We start from the raw sequence: 23,874 nt of genomic DNA on the forward strand, positions 1-23,874 counted from the left end.
GGTGGGCGGTCGCCCCCACCACCAAGGACGAGACCAGCGCGGAAGCAACCGGAGGAACACGCGCCCATGAGGCTGCGCACAGCATGTCCGGCGACACCACGCGCCTGGAGCGTGGAACTGCGCTCGCACCCCAGCGGGCTCGTCCTCGTATGCCAGCACTGCCCCCACGGCACCACGCCAATCACCGCAGCCTCCGCTCGCTCGGCTGCCCTGGCCCACCTCGCACGGCACGTGCGCGGCGACCTGCGCCCCCCGCACCTGCGGATCTGCCAGTGCCACGAACGCGGCTGCCGCTGGCACTCCCGCCACCGCGGCTGCGCCGGCCCCATCCGCCTCCTCCTCGCATGCGAACACGGCGGACGGCTATGGCGACTCGTCGACGCCTGCAGCGCCTGCGCCGCAGCGACAGCCCAGGCCGCCGTCGTACCCGACACGGCCCTCGCCCGCGCACCTCTGCAGCCGACAACCGGCCGGCGACGCGGCAGACGCCGCCCCAAAGGCCCGGGTGAACGGGTCCGGGTCCACGAAATGCTCAGCTACCTCGCCACCGCGCTCCCGCAGGACACCTCGGCCGTCGCGCGCCTGCTGGCGCTGCAGTGCGCGCTCCGCATGAACGCCAGAATGCAAGTCCGGCTGCCCAAGGGTGTGTTGCGCAGCCTCCGCCTCAACGCCGCCTCGGGTCCATGGCGCGAGTTGGAGCACGCGCGATGGCTGCGTCCAGATCCCGGCAACGCGCCCAACGAGATCGCCGCTGAACTGCTCGACGTCACACTGCTCGGCCAGGCCTCAGCCCGCCCCGACCGGCGGCGCGCCGCGGACTGGGCGCTGCGCGCCAGCTCCTCCGCTGCAGTAGGGACGATCGAACCGCTGCCCCAACTGGCAGGCGTGTACCTTGCGGCGCACACGGACCCGGAATCCGGCAGCGGCCTGGGCGAGCTCGACCAGATGGCGCGCGCCTGCGGTGCCCGGCCCGCGGAACTGGCCGGCGCGCTTGACCATCTGGAGGCAACAGGACTGCTGGGGTCATGGCAGGCCTGCCCGGACTCGGGAGATCTGCAGTGGACCCTTGCACGCGGCGCGGGAATTCGCGCCAGCGATCGTCGGCGAGGAACGGCCGAGGAATCTCGCGTGGGGTAGACCGATACCCCAGGACATGTGACGGCTGCTACGACGGACCAGGCTCCGGGGCATGTAGCCGTCACGCGTCTCCGCCAGCGCCCTGACGTAGGCGAGTGGTTCTGGATCTGTGACCGGCCTGATGGAGTCCTCTTGCCTGCCAGGGAACCGGTCGATGACGACGGCTGGCCGGGAATGGAGCCCTGTCTTCCGGGCGCTCCTGGTGCGCCGTGTGTGCTTCTTTCACGCCCTGCGTGCGCTGCAACTCCCTCTGCCTGTAGGTGCTTTGGGATTCGTACGTTGGTCTGTTCGCCTGCAGGGGGCGGGCTCCGGTGCTCGGTGGGCCGGGTTCGGTGGACGGACCAGCCAAGGGGTGACTTGTGGATGCCATAGTGCGGCATGCTCGTCGGGAGAAAGTGGCGGCTGAGGCGCAGCAGTGGGCTGATGCGCTGGTCGATTTCGGGCCCTACAACACGCTGTTGCACTTCAAGGACACCAAGACCGCGTCGCTGGATGTGACCGACGCTCCTCCGTCGGCCCTGGCCTCGCTCCTGGACGGCCGTAAGACCCGCCTGATCGGCCTGTTTCCCGATACTGCCGACCACGGTGCTGCCTGCACCCGGGCACGAAGCCTGCGCCGCAGGATGGTGGAGCTGGATGAGGAGCAGGGCATCGAGGCCGGTCGCCTGGCTCTTGGTCTGTTGCGTGTCGACCCGCCGCCCACGCGCGGGAGTACGCCGGTGCCGGCGCTGCGCGCCCCGTTGTTGCTGCAGCCTCTGGTCATCCAGCCGCGCACCGCGTCCGAGAACGACTTCGTCCTCGAGACGGCCGGTGAGGCGGAGATCAACCCGGTGCTGCTGTACGCGCTCAGCCGTCAGTACGGCATGGACGGCGACACGGAGGCTCTCGCTGACAAGGTGTCCGCCGCCCTGGAGGAGTGCGCGGATCCGGCCGGTCGCCTCCGCATCGCGTACGGGATCCTCGAGGCCGACCTCGCACGCAGCAGCCTGACGGCCGAGCTGGAAGAGCGCATCGTGGCGGGCGTCTTCAGCTTCGACCGGCTCCCTATGGTCCAAGACCTGCGCAGCGCCACCGAACTGCTGGCCGGCCACCCGGTCATCGCCGCTCTGACCGGTGACCCGGAAGCAAACCGGGCCCTGGCCGAGGACGACACCGGCTATCGTGCTCCAGCCGGCGCCGACGACATCCCGCCCCAATCGGAGTACCTGGTTCTCGACGCGGACGCCTCCCAGCAGAAAGTCATCAGTGCCGCGCTGGCCGGCTCCCACCTGGTGATCGAAGGACCGCCGGGAACGGGCAAGAGCCAGACCATCGCCAACCTGATCGCCACCTTCTCGGCCCTGGGCAAACGCGTCCTGTTCGTCGCCGAGAAACGCGCCGCGATCGAAGCCGTCACCGACAACCTCGTCACCGTGGACCTGGACGGCCTGGTCTTCGACCTCCACGGCAACAAACTCAGCCGCCGCCAGATCGCCCAGCAACTCCACGACGCCCTGGAACAGGCTGGCCAACAAGCCCCGCCACGCCCGGCCGACCTGCACACCGGCCTGGCCCACTACCGCGAGGAAACCCTCCGGCACATACAGGAGTTCCACCAGCCGCTTACTCCCTGGCAGGTGAGCCCGCACCAGGCGATCACCCACCTGATGGGCTGCCCGCCCGCCCACCACACCCGCCTGCGGCTGCGCGGCCCCGCACTGGGCCGCCGGTACCCCGCGGCGTCCCGCAGCCGGGCGCAGCCACGGCCAGGCCGCCACCCCGCAGGACTGTGCGGACTGTCGCCGCGTCGGCGGCCCCTGGTCAGTTGCTGGTCGCAGTCTTGATGGCGCTACGGATGGCTATGTCCACGGACCGCTCGCCGATCAGCTCGTAATAGAAACGTGCGCTGCCCGGGTGTTCCCGCAGAACACCGGCAAGGATCTGAGCGGCCTGGCCGTGCACCTGGCGCAGCCAGTCCCGGGTCGCGTTCTGCTGGTCGAACTCGTTGAAGGCCTCGTCCCAGGTGCACATGCCGCGGGCCGCCTCCTCCAGTAGGTCCCACTCCTCTTCCTGGGCGGCGTGCCGGGCGACGCGGCGCAGCCACGCGATGGCTCGTTTGGCTTCGCTGTAGTGCGGCCAGCCGGTGCCGTCGCCGTGCACGTGCCCGACCATCGCCGCGACCAGGGTGAGGGCCCGCTCGGTGTTGGCGAGCAGGAGCGGCGCGGCGAGGTCCATGTCCAGGCGCGGCAGGACATCCAGGTATAGCTCGTAGTCGCCGTCATGATCGGCGACCAGAGCGAGCAGCCGGCGGGCCGCCTCGGTGTCCCCGTCCTCGACGTCCTGCACCAGCTGCTGGGCCCGCGCGATGGGCAGGTCCAGGTCCGCGGAGGTCGCGTGTTCGACCAGATCAAGGAATTCGGCGATGGTCTCCGGACGGTTCGACGGCTCATGGAACGTGCACTGCCGCACCACCGCACGCCAGGGACCGGGTGGCGGCAGGAGGGGGACGTTCGGCTCGGGGTCGGTGCCCGTCAGCAGCCAGCCGATCACTCTTCCCAAGCTGTAGATGTCGCTCGCGAACGTCGCGTTGTGAGGATCAACGGACAGTTCGGGGGCACCGAACTCGAGCGTGCCGATCATCCTGCCGGTGCGTCCGGGGGTCGTTGTCTGACCGCGGGGACGACGCGCGATGCCCCAGTCGCCGAGGACCCACCGGCCGTCGAGATGCAGGATGTTGGCGGGCTTGATGTCCCGGTGCAGGTAACCGAGACGGTGGGCGTCTGCCAGAGCGGCCGCCACCGCGTCCACCAGGGCCCGCAGTTCCTTGCCGTCGCGCTGCAGTTCCGGCTGGCGCTGTTCGGCGGTGGCCTGGGCCATCGGCATGACGAACCACTCGGCACGGGGACTGAAGTCGAGGACCGGCATGACGTGCCGGTTGTCCCCGAGTGCCTGGGCGACTTCGATCTCACACAGCATCCGCGCGGTGAGCTTCTCGCGCAGCGACTTGGCCTTCTTGAAGGCCACTACGGTCTGCGTCGCCTTGTGCACGGCCTCGTGGACGATCCCCATGCCGCCCTCGCCGCCCGGCAGCGGGAACGTCTCCAGGGCGTAGTCCTTCTTCACGCCGCGGGCCTGCCGGCGCACCACGGTGTACAGATCGGCGGCGGGCACCGGCGGCTGCTCCTCTACCGCGGCCGAGGTGGCAGGGAAGTGGCCGGTGATCTCCATCAGGACCGGGTGGAGCATGCCGATATCGTTCGTCGGCAGCGCACCCAGCAGATACGCGGGCCCGCCCTCCGGCCTCTGCGCCAAGCCCAGCACCTCGCCGAGCTGTACCTCGGCGACCGGGTAGTTCGTGCGGGTGGCCGCGTTGACGGTATGCAGTTCCACGCCGATGCCGGAGCCGGCTCGCCCGGCCACCAGGACGACACCGCGGCCGCCTCGGGCCACGTGCCCCGGGTAGGACACCGGGGTCACCACCCAGTCCTCTCGTCCGCCGGCGCTCGTGCCGACGTCGAGGTCGACGACGGCGCTGTGCCCACTGGCCGAAAGGAGAAAGCGCCGACCGTCCAGCCAGACAGCCGACCGCACTGCCGCGTCGAAGGCGATTGAGAACCGCTGCTGATCGCCTACCTGGTCGCCGAGCCGGGTCAGCGCCAACGTCGAGCCGGTGCCGGCGCCGAACGTAGCCCCGGATCCGGACAGCACCCACACACTCTCATCGGGGCCGCTCAGCAGGCTGGCATTGGCATCGAATCCTCCGCCCACCGCCTGCAGCACGCCGTCATGCCACATGACCACCGCCGGCCCGCACAGCACATACACCGCTGCGTCCGGCATCACGACGGCGGCGCCGTGCACGCCGGGCAGCGGTAGCCGCCACCGCAGCCCGCCCCGTTGCAGATCCACCTCTGCAAGCCCCGACTCGGTGGTGACCAGCGCCCTGTTCGGCGTCTCCCAGGCAAGTCCGCTCGGCCGCAGCGGCCAGTCCTCCCCGGCCAGAACCACGGAGGCCGCGATGCCCGGCTCCGTCCGAGTCGGCACAGTAGCCAACCCCGCCGGACGCGTGCGCAGAGACAGCGGTGGCGCCGACTCCTTAGGCTCCTGCAGCAGGAATTCGTGCAGCGGCGTGTACGGCGGCCGCGGCGTGCGGAAGGCAGCACGGATCAGCGTCGCGAGCGGGACAAGCCCGCACACAGCTGCTTCCAAGTGGTCCTGGTCGAGAAGCACGCCCTCCTCACCCAGCGCCGCACGCAGGTCATCGTCCACCGCACGACCGGGAGTTCGCGCGCACACCAGCACACGACGCACCCCTGGCCCAAGACCCTGTTCATCGAAGGCCCGCACAGTAGCCCGGGCCGTGGCGACCACATCGGGTCCTGATGCAGCGGTCACAGTGATCACGTAGTCGCGTCCGGCGAGTTCGGAGAAGACAGCCGGCTCGTCCGGCGCTCGCTGGTCCACAGTCGCGTCCGCGTCGGTGCGCCGGATCAGTGCCGTGACCACCTTGACGAGGAGCTGCTGCCGGACCTGCTCCGGCAGCTCGCTGTTGTGGCACTGACCGTACTCGGCCAGCAGTTCCCGTACGTCCTCCATCGCCCCACCCGAGCATCGTGCCCACCGGGCACAACGCCCGAAGGACCGATTGTTGCGCACAAACAGGACACGACGCGTACCGATCGCAGAGGCCGCCCGGCCGCCGACGCAGACCGCGCCGCTCCGCCCGATGCCGGGGCAGAGGCGCGGAATGTGACGTGCGCCCTTCCACGCCCAGCGCATGCCGATCGCGGGCAGTTTCTTCGCCTGTTGGTGGAAGTCGGCGGCACGGCCCGCGGAGAGCGCCTGCTTCAATCTTGACGCGGATAGGCAGCGCTTTGGGCCCCTCGTTCGACTCCATGGCGTGAACACTCTTCTGGAGCGCTGGACAGGCAGGCTGTGGATGGCCCTATCGCAGCCCAGGGTCTGGTTGGGGGACTGTCTCCTTGCCGTCCTTGCCAGCGGTCGGCTGTGGTGGCGGAATGGCAGCGGCGAACAACCCTGATCGCCCTGGTGCGCAACGCGCCTGCCGGGACGGTGGTGGTGCAAGAACGCGGACGAGGTGATCGCCGCTATCGGCCCTCCACCGTGTTGCGAAGCCCTCCAGGGCCGATGACGCCCACCGACCTGGGTGCTGCGTGGGTTGAGGTATCCGGGTTGCAAACCCTTCTGGGTTGATGACGACCCCCACGGACTGCCTCTGGTGGCTCGGCACCATCAAATTGTGAACCCTACTGGGCTGATGACGACAGTGAGTGGAGGGCGTCCTGGTGCCCGGCTACCTGGCGTTGCGAACCCTCCTGGGCTGATGAGGTGCAGTGCCGCTGGAAACGCTGACGGTGCCGTTTCCGATGATGTTGTGAGCCCTCTTGGGCTGATGATGATCACGCCGGGTGCTCCTGTCGAGTACGACGTGTGGGAGTTGCAATCCCCCAGTGGGGTGATGACGACTCGAGGCCCGCTGTGCTTTCAGGAAGGCCTGGCGAGGTTGTGATCCTTTCAAAGCTGATGAGGATGTACGAGGGCAAGGAAAAGAATCACGACGGATACATCTTGCGATCCCTTCGGGGATGATTTGGGGTCAGGCTATTTCTTCTGGCTGGTACTTGGAGCCTGGGCCTCTCACGGCCATGAGGCCGTGTTCGCTGTTGTAGTCGCCTTCGATGACGTGAACTTTGAGGCGGGTATCGAAGCGTGATCGTGGGACGGCGCTAGCGGGGAGGGGGATGAGGTAGTCGTCGGCGAGGAGTCGGCTGGCGTGGCCGTCGGCTTGTTGGAGTGCGGCGGCGTAGTGGTTACGGTCTTGGGCGAGGATGGCTTCGGTTCCGTCGAAGAGTTCGTCGAATCGCTCGGCGAGGTCGGTGCGGTTGTCGTACGGGTAGGTGAAGTCGAGGAACGTGGTGCTGAATTGGTCTCGGTGGCGCAGCACTTCTTCCCGCCATGTGGCGCCCCAGGGGGTTGCGTAAATGGTGTCCAGCCAGCCGTTGATCTCGTTTTCGTCGACGGGTTGTCCGTCGTGGGCCGTGAGGATGCGCCACGCTGCTGCGGTGGGGGCTTGCGGATAGATACCGTCGGCGAACCACTGGCCCGGGGCGTCTTGGCGAGGGGTGTAGCGAGCGGCGTGCACGATCACGTCGGCGGGCGGCCTGGCAGCGATCCGATTGGCCCGACCGAAGCGCTGGGCGAGGGCTTCGAGGTCTGCGGCGGCGGTGAACAGGACGTCGAAGTCGACGTCCATGGAGACTTCGAGGACCTGGGTGGAGATGACCAGGCCGGGCAGCCGCTCGCCGACCCGAGTGCGGTCGGTGCTGTACCGGGCGGTGATGTGCTGTTCGATTCGGGAACGGTCCCGGCGCTTGTATCGGGAGTGCAGCATGGTCGCCGCCTGCAATCCGTGCAGGGCGCGCGCTGTGGGGGCGAGCTGGTCGTAGAGCTGCTGGGCCTGGCGGATGTTGTTGGCGATGACTAGGAGGGAATCGCCCCGGTGTAGATGGTGGGTGATATCGGTGATGGTGGCGGGGTCGGTGATGTGGTGGGGGCGGGTGCGGATGCGATGTCTGGCCGGTGGGTGGCTGTCGGCGTCGTCGGTGCGGGTGACGGGCTGGGCGAGGGTGTCGGTGATCAGGTCGGCGAGGGCGTTGGGCAGGGTCGCGGACAGGATTGCGAAGCGGCCGCCGAGCCGTTCGAGCAGGCCCATCATGGCCAGGATGTAGCCGAGGCGTTTGGTGTCGTAGGCGTGGAGCTCGTCCATGATGAACACGGAGTTCGTCGCGTCCACCAGTAGCGAGGCATGGGCGGGGCCGACCAGGGCGGCGCGCAGGAGCTGGTAGGGCGTGGTGACCCGGACGGTTTCTTTGAAGAGCCGGGTGGCGGCTGCTCGGGCCACCGCTTTGCGTGCGGCGGTGACCCGTTCTTCGTCGCCGTCTTCGGGGCAGGCTGCGTTGGCCAGGTGGTAGGCGGCTGCCCGCCCGTGCGCCACTCCGACCTGTTCGGCCGTGCCGAGTTCCCGGGTGGTGCGGTCGGCGTTGGCGTTGATGGAGGCGAGGTAGGGCAGGGAGTAGAAGACGCGGGGTATGCCCTGTCCGGCGGCCTGCATGGCGGCGGTCTGCCGGCAGGCCCACAGCCAGGAGGCTTCCGTTTTGCCGCTGCCGGTGCGGGAGCGCAGCAGCAGGTGGCCGTCGGTGGCGGCGGCGCGCTGCTGGTGTGGCCGCAGTGTGTAGCCCTTGGCGGTGATGGTGTTTTCCAGCCGGGTGGCGAAGGCCGGGCCCATGGGCTGCACCAGGTGGGGGCGAGTGCGGGCGGAGGAGAGGTGGTCGGCCATGGTGACGGCGCCCTGCACCAGCACCGCTGCCAGACCCTCGTCCGGGTCGGTGCCGTACTCGAAGCGGTCCAGCAGCTCACCCAGTTCGGCGTGCGCCTGGGCGACCCAGTCGGTGCCGGCCTGGAGCGGTGTGACCGGCAGGCTGGCTGCAGCGGCGGTCTCGTACAGCCACACCGCCAGCTCATCGGCGGTGGATTGCTCCAGCGATTTGAAGCGTGCCCGCCACTCGTCCAGTGCCGCCGTGCCGTACAGCGCGGCCAGCGACCGGGGGGAATTCGTCAGCGGCCGGTGATGAGTTGCCACCCCGGCCGCCACCCATGCCCGCAGTTCCATATTCGGCACCAGCGGCATGAAGGCCAAGGACAGCACCTCGTGCCGCTCGCCCCACATCGGGCCCCCGGCGAGCATCTGCTGGAAGCCGGGCGGGATCTTACCCGCGTCGTGCAGCAGATCGGCCAGGCACACCGTGTCCCAGAACTGGGGGAGGATGCCGGCCACCGCGGCGATCCGCCCGGTGCGCCGGGCCACGAGCCCGGCCGCGTCCAAGGCCGCGCTGAGATGGGCGGTGAGCTGCTCGGCCGGTCGGCTCCGCCGGGCGCTCTTGGCCAGGACCGTGTGCAGCACACCCTCCCTTGCCGTGGTCGGTGCCGTCGACGAACGTGGCTGTGTCGGCATGAGGGGGCTACGCCTCCGCGGTCGCGGGGTGGGTGGGGGGCAGCAGGCTGGCCGCTTGCCCGGTGGGGGTGCGGTAGCTGCCGGGCACGACGGCGGACGTGGCGCCGGTGGGGTCGTGGCGGTAGGTGCCCCAGACGGTGCTGGTCCGGTCCAGCCGGATCGCGGTGGGCAGGCGCAGCGCGGTGCCGGCCGTTCCGGGTGCGTCCTCGACAACAGCGCCGCGCTGCTCGCCGGCGTAGTGGGCCAGTTCGATGGTGTCCAAGCGCAAGCCGACGAGGTCCTGGCTGCGGCCGAGGCGGAGCGGCCAGACGGGGCGGCGCAGGATGCTGCGCCACCGCTCGGGTTGGTCGGTGATCCAGACCGTCAGGGTGGGGAAGACCAAGAACTCCCGCTCTTTGGGCACCGGTGTTGTGGGCCGTCCCGCGGCGTCCAGGGGGTGGTAGGTCTCCAGGTCGACGCCCTGGCCCTGCGCGTGGAAGGCCATGCCGAACTGGAAGGTGTGGGGGATGTGCTGCCAGCCGCCGGCTGCGGCGGCGAGCATGCCGCCGACCGTGGACGGCGGCGGGCATGGCAGTCCGACCTGCACCCCGGAGTACAGGGGGTTGCGGAAGCTGGCGACGGGGGCCGTGAAGGTGGCTTGCAGCGCCGTGACGGTTCCCGCGGTCATGCCTTGGCGTCCTCGAACCAGGCGTCGTGGGCGCCGTCTTCGATCTCCTTAGCCAGGCCGTTGAGGATGGTGCGCGGGTGGTCGATCACCACGGTGCCGTCCTCGATCAGGTTGGCGAGGTCGCGGCGGGCGCGGTCGCGCTGGTCGCCGAGGAATCCGGGCGCCCACCCGATCCGCACGCCTCCGTCGAGTTCGTCGCGCCAGGCGGCGATCTCCTCGGCCAGGGTGTCCGCAGAGAAGACGGGCTTGCCGTCCTGGTTGGCCAGGACCCGGGTGAAGGGGTTGACGCCGCCCTTGACCGGTGCCAGGAGGATGAAGGCCGGGGTGCGGTCACCGTAATGCGAGGCGGGCTTGGCCCCGCCGCGCAGCGTCGCGAGCGCGCGCAGCACCAGCGCGGCCCGGCGGCGCCGCTCCGCGATGCCCAGGACCAGGGCCGATACTCCGCGGAAGGTGGCCGTGGCGGCGCCCGCGGCGGCGGCTTCCTCGGCGGCCTGCGGGTGCAGGGCGATACGGATGCCCTGTCCGTCGGTCTCGAAGGTGCCGATGCGGGGCAGATCGAGGTTGAGGTCACCGGCGCAGACGGCAGTGTAGAACTCGTGCTCGTGGATGACGGGACTGTCGTCGGCGGCGAATCCGCGGGTCATGGTGCCGAAGTCGGAAGCGGGCCGCTGGGGGGTGACACTGACGAACGTGCCGGTCGCTAGGACGGTGTCCCGCTGGCAGGAGCTGTCCGATCCCTTGACGGCGACCATATAACCGAACAGGTCGTCGTCGGCGTACAGGTCGGGGCGGCCCTTGGTGTAGGCCTGCTGCTTCTTGCCCTTACCCTCCCGCAGGACGGGGGAGACGGGCTCGTCGGCGGGGAAGCTGTTGCGCAGCCAGCGGCGTACGGCCTGGGGCGAGATGTAGGGGTAGGTGTCCCGGCCGACCTGCATCCTCTTGACGACGCCGACGTTGTCCTGGCCGCGGCCGTTATTGGGCGCGCCGGCCTGGATGTCTAGCGCGAGCTTTCCGGCAAGGTGCGTCACAGGGTGATTCCTTCCTCGAGGGCGTCGGTGTCGGCAGGGTCGATGGCGTCGGGATCGAAGTCCTCGACGATGCTCTTGGCGTCTTTCGGCTGCCAGCCGCGGCGGTGCAGCTCAGCCAGCACGGACGTCAACAGGTACTGCCGGAAGAACCAGGCATTGCCGTCCTGGCTGGGGGAGAACAAGAGCTCGAACCCGCGCTCGGTGATCAGCGGTGCGCCGTCCTCCGGCCGCGTCAGGACCCATTCGACACCGTGGCGCTGCAGCCAGCTGCGCAGATCCGCGCCGCGGCCGGCGCGGAACAGGGCGTGGAAGCCGGTCAGCTTGCCCCCGGTGTCATCGCTCTTGAACAGGGCGGCGATCCGCTGGGCGGTCCCACGGATCTCCGTCAGGTCCTTTTCTTCCATATGCATCACCTCGTGCAGGTAGGAGCCGGTCAGTTCGGCAACGGCCGGGGACTCGGGTGCCGGCAGGCCACAGGCCTCGGTACGGGCGACCAGGTGGGATGCGAGGACACCAGGCAGGCTGTCGGACCGGTGGAACACCCGCCAGGCCAGGTTCTGCGCGCCGCTGCCCTTGTCGGTGCGGCAAGCACGCAGCAGGCACGCGAACCCGGTACGCCGGGCGGGCAGCCGCGTCGTGGTGCGCAGCCACTCGGCGAGCGGCTGATCTACGGCATGCGACGTGAGGACTTGGTCCTGGTTGTTGTTGGTGAACACCAGCAACTCCACTCCGGCCGCGACGCGGTGTTCATAGCCGCGCAGCGCCGCCAGCGCGGCCACCTCCGGTTGCGGACTGGACGGCTTCGCTCCGGCCGTGATCAGCAACCCGTTGCGCTGCACCTGCCGGCGAGTTGCGTGTGCCGCCAAACGCTCATCCCAGGTGTGCACAACCGTGCTCGGGCCACCGGACAGCTGACTGCCGAACGGAATCGCGTGGAAGGAACAGACGCAGGGCCAGCACAGGGCAACACCCGAGTGCCCGCGGGGAGTGCTGTTGCGATAGGCGATCGACTCGGCGAGAACGACATCGCTCTTCCCGTAGAACCCGACCGCCGCAGCACCACATAGAACGCACCCGGCCTCGGGCCAGCACTCCGGCGCGGGAATGGTGCGCCAGGCTCGGACCGCCGCGCTGACCTCCGCATCGGAGAGCTTCTTGTTCCGCGGGTGATTCATCTTGCTGTTCGGCCACAGGCTGTACGAACACTTCAGCAGGAACCCGGCCTCGGCCTTGGTGTCCCGCACGAGCGCGGCCTGCACCGCAGCCTCGGTGACCTTCTCGGTGGCCGCTGCAAACAAAGGGCCCGCAACCATGTCCGGATGCCCCGCTCCGGCGAACGCCGCGAGAGCGAAGGCCCCGACCCTCTGCAAGGGGTGAGGGGTCAGTCTCAGCGAGGTCTGCTCGACGGGAAACTCGCTCATGCCGTCACCCAGCCGAACCCGGCCCCGGTCTGCTGGCCCAGCCCCGCAGACCACAGCGCGGACAGCCCGTCGGCACTGCCGCTGAGCTCCACCTCAACCGGCGCACCCGTCCGCTGCCCCGAGCGCCCCTGGCCGGTCACCCGGAACGAACGGCGCACACCCACCCACGTGATCCCCTCAACCGTGATATCCGAGGCGTGGCCGAAGGTCTCGGCCCGACGGTTGAGATTGCGTTCGAGGGCCACCGGATACGCCGCGTCCTCGGGAAGCAGCGCCCGCACGGGGGTTTGCTCGCCGCCGGGTTCGGGCGCCCGGTAGTCGGAAAGGTGCAGCGGGTTGGTTGTGCGCAACCGGGCCCGGCCAGCGGTGAAGTGGGGCGGTTGCAGAACGGTGATGCTGCCGACCTGCAGGGCGACCCCGCCCCAGTCCAACAACGAGCGGGCAGGGTCCATGAAATCCAGGGCCAGGGCCTGTATGAATTCGGGCAGCGGACTACCGATCTCCAGGTAGCCGGCCCCGCCCGCCGCATACTTCCCGCGAACGCGGCGCGCGTTCGGGAACATGGGCGCGCTGTACCCGAAGGGAGCCATCCCATACGGACCCCATCCGTTCTCATGGATCTTCTCGGCGAGATCGGGCGCAGTCCGGCGCAGCGCGTCATATACGATGCCCCGCCCGGGAGCAAGGATGTTCTCCCATGGGATCTCCCGAGCCCGTGTGCTGATCTCCAAACGAAGGCGCACGATCCCCCTCTCCCTCTCCCCACCCAGGGCAAATGAGTCCACGTCAGGAAACGCCAAAAACGCCCCAGAACGGGGGTGTTGGCCTACCGAGGAGCAACGTACACGGGGGGACTGACAACGACCGCCGAGCTGGAAATAGCCGCGCATTGCGGCCAACATCCGGTGCTACGGTTCCACAGGTCGTCATCAACCCAGACGGGTTCGCAACACCGTGCCTAGGTGCACACGCCACGCCGCCTGGCTGGTTGTCATCAGCCCAAAGGGTTCGCAACATCACGATGAATTCCGCCGGGGTTGCGAGGGCGACAGTCGTCATCAGCTCAAAAGGGTTCGCAACGCGGTGACCAGGTACATCCCGACGGCCTTCTGCGGCGCGTCGTCATCGGCCCAGAAGGGTTCACAACAAGACGATCTCGGCGAGTTTGGCGCGTGCGGCCGTGGCCATCATCAGTCCCGGAAGGGTTCGCAACGTGATGGTGGAGCCGCAGTCGGGGCTGTCCCACCACGTCGTCATGAGCTCAACAGGGTTCTCAACTACCCGATGGCGGCCACCTCAATGAGGGCGGTGGGGTCGTAGAGGTCGGTCGTCATCGGCCCAGAAGGGTTCAGGAACACGTCCTCGAAGAACACCACCGCCGTCGCGTACAGCTCTCGGTATGGCCAGGAAGGGTTCGCAACGCGAGCAGCCACTTCGACTCGAACACTTCCGCCAACGTCGTCGTCAGCCCAGAAGGGTTCGCAACATCATCGGGAAGGGGACGCGCGCCGAGTCCATCGGGGTCGTCATCAGCCCATAAGGGTTAGCAACACGATCTACCACGCCCACGAGCACCAGCTGTACCGCGTCGTCATCACCTCAGAAAGGTTCGCAACATGGTCTGGATCGCGGCTTCGCGCACGTAGATGCCGGTCGTCATCAGCTCAGAAGGGGTCACAACATGTCCTCGAAGAACACCACGGCCGGCGCGTACAGCTGTCGTCATCAGCCCCAGAAGGGTTCACAACTGCGAGAGGACCGCGGACACGGACAGCTCGCCCGCGTCGTCACCAGCCCGAAAGGGTTCGCAACTCGAGGTCGCCGACTCACTCGAAGGGGATCCCCACCTCCCCGGTCGTCATCAGCCCAGAAGGGTTCGCAACTGTTTGGTGAGCGGGATGAGATCGGCGTCGGTGTCGGTCCTCATCAGCCCAGAAGGGTTCGCAACATCGTCTCCAACCAGCTCTCCCCGGGCACCGCAGGCGTCGTCATTAGCCTAGAAAGGTTCGCAACAGCGCTCGCTGGAGTATGAGGACGTGGCTAGTGTCATCGTCATCAGCCCGAAGGGGTTCGCAACGTCTCCCAGTACGGCGGGGCGCAGTACATGTGCTGCACCGAGGTCGTCATCAGCCCAGAAGGGTTCGCAACCCGCTCACCTCAACCCACCCGGCACCCAGGTCGGTGGTCGTCATCAGCCCGGAAGGGTTCGCAACGTGTAGCGCTCCACGTCGAGCCAGTGGCAGAAGCCCGCCGCGACCAGCCCAGAAGGGTTCGCAACACCATCAACGGGGCCGCGGACACTGCGGCGGAGAGCGGCCGTCATCAGCCCAACAGGGTTCACAAGGAGGGAGATTTAGTCAACGGGTGTAGTCACCCGTACTCGTCTACCAGCGCATGCCGAGTTGGCTGAGGTCGGCGCGGCGCTCCGTACTCAGTTTCCCGGCACGCCTGCGGGTGTTGCTGATGAACGAGCCCAGCCCAACCGGTGTGCCGTCGACGTCTTCTACATGCTTCCTCGGGACTGTGAGGTGGCCTTCGCGGGCGTGGAACTGCCGGGCGGCCGCGATGTTGAGCGCCCACTTGTCGTCCTGGGTCCGCTTCACCGGCCGCTCTTCCGGCGCGGCGGGCTCGAGTCCGAGGGTGCTCTCCAGGAGCCATTGCTGGGCGGGCAGGAGATCGTCCCAGTCCAGTCGCGGCGCGTGCACCCATGCTCCGAGGTCTTCGCCCTGGACGATGACCTCGCCCGCGGCCGCCGGTAGCGGGCCTCCGGCCGCCACGCGGGCGAGGCGGAAGCGGCGTTGCCAGGCGATGTCCCATCCAAGCGGGCACCATCCGGGGTCGATGGCTTCGAGAGCCTCCATGCGGCTGGGCGCAAGTTCCCCGGTGCTGGACACGCGCTCGCCCGCCGCGCGCCGTTCCGCGTTCTGCAGCGTCCGCCGCGCCGCGGCCCGCATATTCTTCGCCCAGATGCCGATAGGGAACCCGCCCTCGCCGACCGCGTTGGCCGGCGGGAGCAGCATCCCGTCGTGCGCGGCCGCCCACGCCCTGGCCGCCGCGAGGCCTTCCTCGAAGGCGACGTCATGGTGGGACCACACCATGCCCAGTGCCTCGAGCTGCTGCACGCGCGCAGCCTCCAGCATCGCGCTGTTGTAGTACTTGCGCTGGTCGGCCAGCCACACCCCCAGCGGAAACGCCCCGGCCCGGTCTTGAGGGGTGACGTAGTCGTAGGGGACCCGCAGTTGGTCGCTGCCCGTCTCACGCAGCCACCTACTGGCGGCGGCGATGCCGCGCCGCCTGTAGGTGTTCTCCGGGTCGATCACCCGCAACTGCACGAACTGGGCCAGCAGCGCCGCATCCCGCGGCTCCGAGAACCGAAGCAGCCCGGCAGCCGACTGACTGACCCACGCCTCCCCAGCATCCTCGTCCGCGCGCGCCTGCTCCTGCTCCTCGCCGCCGACGGTTTCCGCCTCGCCTCCGGGACGCTGGGACCGGCCGCTGCGGACGCGAGGGTCGGCAAGCGCCTCGATCGTCTCGGCATCGTGCGCCCTGAGCCCTCCGAGGATCTTCGCGAGGGTGCTGTAGGCATTCGAGGTCAGAATTTCGCCTGTGCCTTCGCCAGGTCCGAGGAATACCGGAACGACCAAAGACGCGATTTTCCCTCCCCCGGGCTTCATACGCAGCGCCCTGCCGACCATTTGTGGCGTTAACGGTCTGAACTGGCCCCACTTTTCCGGCTTGGGTTCTATAGGTCGTTGCAACACCAGTCCTGAGGGATGTTGCGATGACCAAGCCGCGTCGGAAAAGTGGGGCCAGTTCAGACCGTTAACGCCATTCCACCGCGTTGAGTGGATCGCGCATCTGCCCGCAGAATCGCTGGGCGGGCTGCTCGCTCACCCACAATGGGCTCACGGCCGGGCCGTCCTGGCCGGTGTCTTCGGACTGCCGGGCACCCTCGTCCTGCCCGACACCAGCCAGCAGATCCTCGTCGCCCCAAATCCCGAACGCACGCGCAACGACGAGGAAGGCCCTTGGAACATCCAGCCCGCACACATCCTGACCGGAGCGCACGAGCCAGACCTTGACACCCTCGAAGCCGCCGACCAGATCCAGCGGCCTGCCGCTCCCGACGACGAACTCGACCTGTACCCAAGCCTGTTCGAGGACCCGGTGGAGCGCGACCTGTTCCTGCGCGGCACTCTCGGCGTGCGTCCCGTTGCGGCCGCGGACCTGCCATGGCCACACGCACTGGTCCTGTGCGGCCCACTCAGCCTGTTGGAAGCAACTCGCCGCCGCCTACCCCAAGGGTGAGCGCGCCATCCATGTTGCCCACGCCGAGCTCTTCGCGCGCTTGCGGGACCGTGACTTTGCCGCCTGCCCGTATCACCAGGCCAACTGGCAAGCGATCGCGCAGACCGCGCTTGAGTTCGCCGCCGCCCAGGCCACAGGCAATGAGGCAACAGCCGAGAGGAAGACCGTCAGTGGGCACGCGACCTTCTCCACGACCACATCGCCTGGAGCGAGGGGAACACGGCCCTGACCAACGGCCAGCACCGTCTGTGTGCGATGCGCGCGGCTGGCGTCACCCGCGTCCCCGTCTACGGCCGCTACCTGCCTGAAAAGCCGACCGGCGCAGGTTGCGATGCGAAGCAACACGCACGAGCGACGGTGGAGCTGTACTGGGCAGATCGCCTGCCGCCGCGGTGGCGCTCGACGCGCTTCGCCTCCTGGATTGCCCGCCATCCCTTCCTATATCTGGTGCTGTCCAGAAAGGCCTCGCGCGCCTGAGTCCTGTCCGCGGCGTGACGGGCCTCGCACGGCGCGATCTGACGCACGGTCATTTCTCAGACCAACTCGTCGGGGAGGGCGGCCTATTGGCGCAGCGTGGATGTGTTCAACCGGTTACGGACTGCATCTGGAGTGTGCTAAGTCTGGGATCTTCGAATTCACCGGCGGGACCGAGGCGGGGGCTGCGTGGCGGAGTCTGGAATGCGGCGCGCGTCGCGCGTGCAGGACGCGGTGCGGCTGCTGTTTGTGCTCGACAGGTGCGGCGCACAGTGCGGGCCGGATACGAACGGGCGGGTGCCGCAGGGCTCGGTGGCGGTGGTGCAGGGTCAAAAACGCCTGCAGGCGCTGGATTTCTGGTTGCGGAACCCGGACTATCTCGCGGACGAGTTGCTCAATCAGGTCGAGAACGGTACAGCGCCGGATGCCGACTGGTCGCTCACGAAGGCGCGGGCTTTGCTGGAGGGCGATGAGCCGGACATCTCCCGGTACCCGATGCTGCGCTGGCGCTTCGGCGCCTGGGAGGCGCTCGACGACGCCCTGGCACTCCTGTTCTCCCACGGCCTAACCGCGGTAGAGGCCGTCGGGGAACCGCCGGCCAAGGTGGAGCGCTGGGACTACTACCTCCTGGCCGCTGGCCGCGATCTGGCCGCCGAGCTGCGCGCCGACGCACCGGACCTCGCCTGGTACGACGAGCGGGCCGCGATCGTCCTGGCAGTGGCGGGACAGCGCAGCGGCACCCAGCTCAAGGAACTGCAGTACCAGCAGGCCGAGTACGAGCGCACGGTGTGGAAGGCCAGCATCAGCGGCATCACCGAGCGGGTACGTGAGCGGCTGGAGCGCATCAGCGGGCAGAGGACGGGGAGCGACGCATGAGTGACTTCGTTCAGGCAGTGGCCCGCCGGGTCGGCGCCGAAGGGGAACAGGCCGGGGAGGTTCTCGCACGGCACGGTGTGCGGGAGAGCAGTATCCTGCCGCGCCCCCACCGGTTGCTGGTCAAGCGCATCGCCTTCACCGGAGAGAAAGCCGGCAAGTCGACCGGGCCGGTCGACTTCTCCTGGGACCTCGATGCCGGCCTGTGGTGCGTGACGGCGGACAACCTGCGCGGCAAGAGCAGCATCCTGGAGATCATCTGGTGGTGCCTACGCGGCTCCAACGACCTACAAGCAGACGTACGGCACTGGATCCACCACGTGCACCTGAACGCACAGATCGACGATGAGCCGTTCACCGTGAACGTCGACACCACCGGCGACCAGCTCGCTGGCAGCCTCACCATCGGGGCCCAGGAGTACGTCACACCGTTCGCCGGGGAGGCTGAATTCGCCTCCGTGATGGGCGCCTTCATGATGGACCGGCTGGGCCTGGAGTTTCTGCGCGGCTGGCGCAAAGACAGGACCGCCTCCGCCGCCGGCGACGAACAAGACGCTGACGGCCAGGTGATCGTCACGTCCTGGCCCGCCTTCAGCCACGCTCTCCTGGCCCGCAACCGCGAGGGCGACGCGCTACTGGGAGAGACCGCCCAAGGCGGAACCATGATCAGCCTGCTCCAGATGTTCGTGGGCCTGCCCTGGACGACCACACGCCGCGACGCCAAAGCAGCACTGGACCTGCTCCAGCAGTCGGTGAAAGGGCAGCGTCGACGCGCCCAGCAAGACCTCCAAGCCCGCGGCACCTCCCTACAACAACTCGAAGACCAGCTCGCACGAGCTCGGGAAGCCGCCGCCCAGACCGACGCGGCCCCCAGCCTGGAAGCCGCCGCCGCAGCCATCGAACAAGCCGGTGCCCACCTGGCTGAGCTGACGGCCCGGCACACCGACCTGGTGCAGCAGATGCAGCAGACGCGGCAGGCCGAGGACGAACTCCACGAGACGCTCGTCCTGGACCAGGCCCGCCTCAGAGACCTTCGCGAGACGGCAGTGGCACAGCGCTTCTTCGGAGCCCTCAAGCCCACCTGCTGCCCCCGTTGCTCGACCGCACTCGACCAGATCCCCCACTCGGGCCTCGACGAACACCACTGCCGAATATGTGGATCCGCCCCCACCGAGGCACCCGTGGACACGGCCGCGACCGACGACCTCGCCGCCTCCGTCGACACCCTCGGCCAAGCCCACCAGCAGGCCAAGAAGGCGGCCCGGCAGGCCGCCAACGCCGTCACAGTCTCCGAAGCCGCCATGACCCAGGCCCATACCGCGCTCACCGCGGCGCAAGCCGCCATGCCCCGCGAGTCCGCCCTGCGCGCCCACCTGGAGGTCGCCCGTCTCGAAGGCGCCCTCACCGAACGTCAAGCAGCCGAACGCCATGCTCAGCAGCCCCAGACGCAGTCGATGGAAGAGGCCGTCCTAGACGCGGCACACAAGGAAGCCAACAAGCGTGCGACTGCCGCCTCGGAGGCGCTTCTGGGCAAAGTGAGCACCGAGATCTGCCGCTTGGCGATCCGCCTGGGCATGACCGAACTCCAAGCCGTCAAGCTGCAGGGCAACGGAACCTTGAGCGTCACCAAAGGTGACAGCAAGACCACCTTCACCGCTGTCACCCCAGGCGAACACGTGCGGCTGCGGATTGCCACGCTCCTCGCCCTCCTGCGTGTGGGGAAGGAAACCGGCGTGGGCCGTCACCCCGGCCTGCTGCTCCTCGACTCCGCCGGCGCCCAGGAGACCGTCGACGTCGACCTGGCCGAAGTCCTCAGTGAGCTCAAGGTCATCTGTGCAGAAACACCGGACCTGCAGCTCATCACCGCCACCGCCAAACGCGATGTCGCCACCACGATCATCTCCGCCGACAACCTCAAGGCCGCAGGTCCACGCGACTACATCTGGTAGACCGGCCAGTAACCTAGCTGTCCGCTCGCCACCCCACCCGCACTCGAGAAAGGCCACCCACCGTGACCCCACTCGAGACCCTCCTCGCCCAAGACGGAGATCCCCCTACCGTCGCTGAGCTCGGCGGCGAAGACACCCTCTGGCAGCACATGGACGACCTTGCCGCCTCCCGACTGTGGTTCCGCGCCGCCGAGACCCTCCTTGCGGAATGGGACACCCTCAATCACCCCGACCACGCGGCCACCTTCATCACCCGCGCCTTGACCACAACCACCAGCCCAGCAGCCGCCGACGACATCCTCGACCAGATCGTCGAGCACCCCGGCTACCTCCAACACGCCGCTGGCCCCCTCAACAACATCGCGCTGGAGCGCAGCCGCAACCACAGCGCACCCCTCGACGCCGAACTGGCCGGCATCTTCCTCGAAGCGGCCCTCCGCCTCGCCCTGCCCGGCACCACAAGCCGCTACGGGCTCTTCGATCGCCTCGTCGATCCCACCGCCGCCACCGCGCCCCCTGCCTTCGCCCGCCGCACCGTCCGGGCCCTCGGCACCGCCTACGAACACTGGCGCGAGCACGATCTCCTCACCGCGCTACAACGCTTCACCAACACCGCCGTACATGGCGACGCCGCCTACGAGCTCGCCATGTGCCACCTCGCCGACGCCGCCAACGCCCCTGACCGCCCCACCCTCCTGCAGGCATTCACCACCGCGCGCAGCCTCCTACAACAGGCCGTCCACGCCGACGAGGACCGGCCCGACGCCATCGCCTACCTCGCCGCCATCGACGCAGTCCTCGCCTTCGACACCGGCCACACCCCCGCTCTCACCACCGCCACCCAGCAGCTACGCCGCTCGCTAACTGAGCACGCCATGTGGCTGACCGGCACCCGCACCCACTGGCGGGCCGGCCGTTACGACACTGAGGCCGCCTGGTACACCCTCAGCGCCGACCTCGAACACGCTGATGCTCACCTCGACAAGCCCCTCACCACGTGGCCGAACCAGACCATCCAGCACATCCTGGCCGCCTACACCGCCCACCGAAGCGTCCGCCTACAGCCCGCCGACGCCGTCCCAGGCCTGAAAGTCCTGGTCGCCCCACGCATTGAGGACGCCTTCGCCCACCGCGAAGGGCTCCTCCTTCACCTGCGTGGCCTTCTCGCCGACGCACCCCCGGACTGGGACGCGCACGCCGCCCAGAAACTCCTCCAGGCCGTCGACGAACGCCTGCAGACCGGGAACACGACGGCGCCGCCAGGGGGCCTGGGAAAAGCCCCACAGGCGGCCTACCCCCAACTGGCGGCCGTCCTCGGTAACCATCTACTCGCCGGCCTGCCCACGCAGATGCTCGACGCCCTTCAAGCTGGCCTGACCGATGACGAAGCAACCCTGGCCGCCCGCCTCCCGGCAGCCCAGCAGGAGATCTTCTACGACATCCTCGCCGTCCTCGACGACTGCCCCGACTTCCGGCAACCGGTGATCCGGCAGGGCTTCGTACGACTGATCACCCAGACCATCCGCTTCCTGCACAACCGGACCAACCGCGCCCGCGCCCACCACACGCCCCGCTTCGCCTACCTCTTCGCTCCCGAACCAGACAAGAAGCTCCCCCTGGAGAACACCATCCAGGAAGACCTCCAGGACTATCTGGACGGCAACCTGGAAGACGTCGACATCGAACTGGCCGACCGCAGCGGCGGCCGGGCCGACATCGAAGTCCGCTTCCCAGGCTTCACCATCATCATCGAGTGCAAGCGGACCGAAGGCAGAACCACCCGCAAGGGACTACGGCGCTACCTGGGCCAAACCATCGCCTACCAGGCCGGCGGAATCGCACTCGGCATGCTCGTCGTCCTCGACCTCACCCTCAAGAAGGACTGGATCCCGAATATCCGGGACAACATGTGGGCCGAGCACATCCCGGCTCCAGCCCCTGACCAGCGAGACCGATGGGCCGTCGTCGTCCGTGTACCGGGAAACAGAACGTCCCCGTACGACATGGCCACCCCCGCCATGCCACTGCTGTGAGCACTGGTCCTGCGCAGATCTACTGGGATGGATGAGCATGCAGCCTTGCCCTCGCGGCGCAAATGAATAGTGAAAGGGCTTACAACGGCTATAGCCGTTGTAAGCAGCAAAGGCGTCTCATGGACGCAACTGCACTGGCGAGGGTGCCGGGGAGGGCGGCCGGATGAAGTGGCTGGTCCTATCAACAGTCCGATGGCCGCCCCGCGGCTCAGAAGGCCGTTGAGTGTCGGACTGACGGTGCGGAACAGTGGTGGTCCCCTCGATGACGGCGACCTCTCTGGGATGCGCGGGCGCCACGGCGGCCCACACCGTTGCGAACAGCAGGATGAACCCAGCGATGCCGATTGTCACAGTAGCGAGCTCGTAGAGGCGGAACGGCTTCTGTGGTGCTCCATTCTCCGGATTTGCGACCCGACCACGTTCGCATTGGGTAATGAACCATTGCACAGAGAGTCGGGCGAGGCCCAAGAGGGTAGCCGCGGCGATCACGGCGGTGACAAAGGCCACCCGAAGCCACGCGGTGCTCTCCGCGAACGAATCTCGGGCCAGTTCTCCGAAGAGAATCAGCCCAGCGAGCGCGCCCCCGAAGAAGATAATGAGTTCGACCAGCCTCTGACACTCTCGCTTCCCTTTAGGGCCCGGAACTCGCCAATGGCGCCAGATGCGCTTTAACCAACAGGGCTGGTTGGGAGGGCGATTGACGGGTTGTTCGACGGCGGGAGGCCGATGTCCTTCAGCTTGCTCGTGTCTCGCCCCTGCCTGCAAGGCATCCACTCTGGCCGTGGTCTCGGAGAACAGCCGGCCAGCCTGCACGACAGTGTCGGCCAAAATTCGCCAAACTTGCCGGTCGGCGTCCTCGCGCGCCACCTCGGGCTGAGCCTGGCTGGGCGTCCGCCTTCGTGTTGCAGGGTGTAGGCGACGGGGACGCACACGTACTTTCGGCAACCGGCCAGCTGATCTTCGCGGATTCATTGGGCGACCGATCAGTAATGCCAGCCACTGTTGAAGAATCCCTTGAAGAAGGTCAGGCTCTCTGCAACTTCCTTCTGATCCAAAGCAGCCCCATCATCGAAGGTGAACCGACATGCGGCCGCCATAACGACGTTGGCAATGAAGAGATCTACTGCCCGGTCTGGGGGCGGCGATCCCTCTGGAAAGCTCTCGCGGATCACACCCATCGCCACCTCGACGGCCGACGCGACCCTATCGGGTGGTGTATCGAGCCCATACTCATCAAGGTAGGACATCCCACGGCGGTAACCGCTGGCAACGGCTGGCCACTCAACGAAACGATCGAAGTCACTGAAGCCATTTGGCATGCTCCCGCCCTCTCTCCCGCGCACCACTAAGTCCACGCAATGGAAACACTAATCTGGATCACTTCCCCCACACCTAATATGACGCGCCGTTGGACAGCCCCCACGCCGGAGCCTTCGCCGTGCCATCACTCGAGCAGGCTGACGTCTGCTCCGTTCGGTGCGGTCGCGCGCCAGGGCTCTCGCCCGGATGCGGGCTCTCTCACCAGTATCCGGCTCCGGTGCGTGGGGGTGGTGGGTGCGCTCCCGGCCTGCTGGTGCGGGCTGGAACTGCCGGGCGGTGGGTTGTCCACGCTCGTCGCAACCTGTGGCCACAGGTTGCCGGAGAGACCCGGCGGGCGTAATCTCGTCCACGCGTAATTAAATTGAAAATGGGCAGAATTGAGGAATGGTCAAATTCCGTTTCTCGGAAGGGAATTCAAGCAGCCTGATTCAGGAGAGGAGACGTTCGGAATGAGTATATCCCGTAAGGTTATTGACCGATCGTCAGAGAAAGTCGGACACTACGCCTTAGTGCGCTTTCAGGAATTCGCGGAGCGAATTCCTTGGGCCGAATCGCGGAGCGATTCGAGCCGTCGTCACGGAGTGACGACATATCAACTCCCTTGCGAAGCAAGGGAGTTGGCCCGCCGCGTAGCGGCGGCGCGTCGTGTCTGC

The 23,874-nt window shown here is 67.9% G+C and carries 15 protein-coding genes; 5 read left to right on the forward strand and 10 right to left on the reverse strand.

The window, feature by feature from the left end; translation table 11 throughout:
- The first annotated feature begins 66 nt into the window (after positions 1-66).
- The gene (locus OIC96_RS49625) at positions 67-1,137 is read left to right on the forward strand and encodes a hypothetical protein (RefSeq protein ID WP_330301531.1); all 1,071 of its coding nucleotides are present in this window, start codon (positions 67-69) and stop codon (positions 1,135-1,137) included.
- Positions 1,138-1,532: 395 nt separating this feature from the next.
- Positions 1,533-2,960, forward strand: a complete 1,428-nt coding sequence (locus tag OIC96_RS49630) for an AAA domain-containing protein (protein ID WP_330301530.1) — start codon at positions 1,533-1,535, stop codon at positions 2,958-2,960.
- Here OIC96_RS49630 and OIC96_RS49635 read toward each other — a convergent pair.
- The 9 genes from OIC96_RS49635 to OIC96_RS49675 all read right to left on the reverse strand — a co-directional run bounded on the left by OIC96_RS49635 (position 2,938) and on the right by OIC96_RS49675 (position 16,506).
- Entirely contained in the window at positions 2,938-5,712 is a 2,775-nt protein-coding gene (locus tag OIC96_RS49635; RefSeq protein WP_330301529.1) for a protein kinase domain-containing protein, read from the reverse strand. The genes OIC96_RS49630 and OIC96_RS49635 overlap by 23 nt on opposite strands.
- Positions 5,713-6,733: 1,021 nt before the next feature.
- Positions 6,734-9,148 carry a CRISPR-associated helicase Cas3' gene (cas3, locus tag OIC96_RS49640; RefSeq protein WP_330301528.1) on the reverse strand — a complete coding sequence of 805 codons (2,415 nt, stop codon included), beginning with the start codon at positions 9,146-9,148 and terminating at the stop codon, positions 6,734-6,736.
- 7 nt (positions 9,149-9,155) lie between these two features.
- On the reverse strand, positions 9,156-9,815 hold the full coding sequence (gene cas5 / locus OIC96_RS49645; protein ID WP_330301527.1) for a CRISPR-associated protein Cas5: 660 nt from the start codon (positions 9,813-9,815) through the stop codon (positions 9,156-9,158).
- Positions 9,812-10,843, reverse strand: coding sequence for a type I-B CRISPR-associated protein Cas7/Cst2/DevR (cas7i, locus tag OIC96_RS49650; protein WP_330301526.1), 1,032 nt, complete (start codon positions 10,841-10,843; stop codon positions 9,812-9,814). The genes cas5 and cas7i overlap by 4 nt, the downstream gene beginning before the upstream one ends.
- Entirely contained in the window at positions 10,840-12,264 is a 1,425-nt protein-coding gene (locus OIC96_RS49655) for a hypothetical protein (RefSeq protein ID WP_330462109.1), read from the reverse strand. The genes cas7i and OIC96_RS49655 overlap by 4 nt, the downstream gene beginning before the upstream one ends.
- A complete protein-coding gene (locus OIC96_RS49660) occupies positions 12,261-12,827 on the reverse strand; it encodes a CRISPR-associated endoribonuclease Cas6 (RefSeq protein ID WP_330301524.1) in 567 nt (188 codons plus the stop codon). Before OIC96_RS49660 ends, OIC96_RS49655 begins: the two co-directional genes overlap by 4 nt.
- A 714-nt stretch (positions 12,828-13,541) precedes the next feature.
- Entirely contained in the window at positions 13,542-13,697 is a 156-nt protein-coding gene (locus OIC96_RS49665; RefSeq protein WP_330301523.1) for a hypothetical protein, read from the reverse strand.
- Positions 13,698-14,648: 951 nt separating this feature from the next.
- A complete protein-coding gene (locus OIC96_RS49670; RefSeq protein WP_330301522.1) occupies positions 14,649-15,908 on the reverse strand; it encodes a helicase associated domain-containing protein in 1,260 nt (419 codons plus the stop codon).
- 178 nt (positions 15,909-16,086) lie between these two features.
- Positions 16,087-16,506 (reverse strand): hypothetical protein, encoded by a 420-nt coding sequence (locus OIC96_RS49675; protein ID WP_330301521.1) that lies wholly within the window; start codon positions 16,504-16,506, stop codon positions 16,087-16,089.
- Positions 16,507-17,250: 744 nt separating this feature from the next.
- Between OIC96_RS49675 and OIC96_RS49680 the strand changes: the two genes are divergently transcribed.
- The 3 genes from OIC96_RS49680 to OIC96_RS49690 all read left to right on the forward strand — a co-directional run bounded on the left by OIC96_RS49680 (position 17,251) and on the right by OIC96_RS49690 (position 21,901).
- On the forward strand, positions 17,251-17,922 hold the full coding sequence (locus OIC96_RS49680) for a hypothetical protein (protein WP_330301519.1): 672 nt from the start codon (positions 17,251-17,253) through the stop codon (positions 17,920-17,922).
- Positions 17,919-19,868 (forward strand): hypothetical protein, encoded by a 1,950-nt coding sequence (locus OIC96_RS49685; RefSeq protein ID WP_330301518.1) that lies wholly within the window; start codon positions 17,919-17,921, stop codon positions 19,866-19,868. The genes OIC96_RS49680 and OIC96_RS49685 overlap by 4 nt, the downstream gene beginning before the upstream one ends.
- Before the next feature lie 62 nt (positions 19,869-19,930).
- Positions 19,931-21,901 (forward strand): hypothetical protein, encoded by a 1,971-nt coding sequence (locus tag OIC96_RS49690; protein WP_330462108.1) that lies wholly within the window; start codon positions 19,931-19,933, stop codon positions 21,899-21,901.
- Positions 21,902-22,884: 983 nt separating this feature from the next.
- Here OIC96_RS49690 and OIC96_RS49695 read toward each other — a convergent pair.
- Positions 22,885-23,220 (reverse strand): hypothetical protein, encoded by a 336-nt coding sequence (locus tag OIC96_RS49695; RefSeq protein ID WP_330462107.1) that lies wholly within the window; start codon positions 23,218-23,220, stop codon positions 22,885-22,887.
- Positions 23,221-23,874 lie beyond the last annotated feature (654 nt).

Source organism: Streptomyces sp. NBC_00775 (genome assembly GCF_036347135.1).
GTDB lineage: Bacteria > Actinomycetota > Actinomycetes > Streptomycetales > Streptomycetaceae > Streptomyces > Streptomyces lutosisoli.

Excerpts from the sequence above, each read along its gene's own strand:
- OIC96_RS49625 (WP_330301531.1), top strand. The coding sequence starts at position 67 with ATGAGGCTGCGCACAGCATGTCCGGCGACACCACGCGCCTGGAGCGTG.
- OIC96_RS49635 (WP_330301529.1), bottom strand. The coding sequence starts at position 5,712 with ATGGAGGACGTACGGGAACTGCTGGCCGAGTACGGTCAGTGCCACAAC.
- cas3 (WP_330301528.1), bottom strand. The coding sequence starts at position 9,148 with ATGCCGACACAGCCACGTTCGTCGACGGCACCGACCACGGCAAGGGAG.
- cas5 (WP_330301527.1), bottom strand. The coding sequence starts at position 9,815 with ATGACCGCGGGAACCGTCACGGCGCTGCAAGCCACCTTCACGGCCCCC.
- OIC96_RS49655 (WP_330462109.1), bottom strand. The coding sequence starts at position 12,264 with ATGAGCGAGTTTCCCGTCGAGCAGACCTCGCTGAGACTGACCCCTCAC.
- OIC96_RS49660 (WP_330301524.1), bottom strand. The coding sequence starts at position 12,827 with ATGTTCCCGAACGCGCGCCGCGTTCGCGGGAAGTATGCGGCGGGCGGG.
- OIC96_RS49680 (WP_330301519.1), top strand. The coding sequence starts at position 17,251 with ATGCGGCGCGCGTCGCGCGTGCAGGACGCGGTGCGGCTGCTGTTTGTG.
- OIC96_RS49685 (WP_330301518.1), top strand. The coding sequence starts at position 17,919 with ATGAGTGACTTCGTTCAGGCAGTGGCCCGCCGGGTCGGCGCCGAAGGG.
- OIC96_RS49695 (WP_330462107.1), bottom strand. The coding sequence starts at position 23,220 with ATGCCAAATGGCTTCAGTGACTTCGATCGTTTCGTTGAGTGGCCAGCC.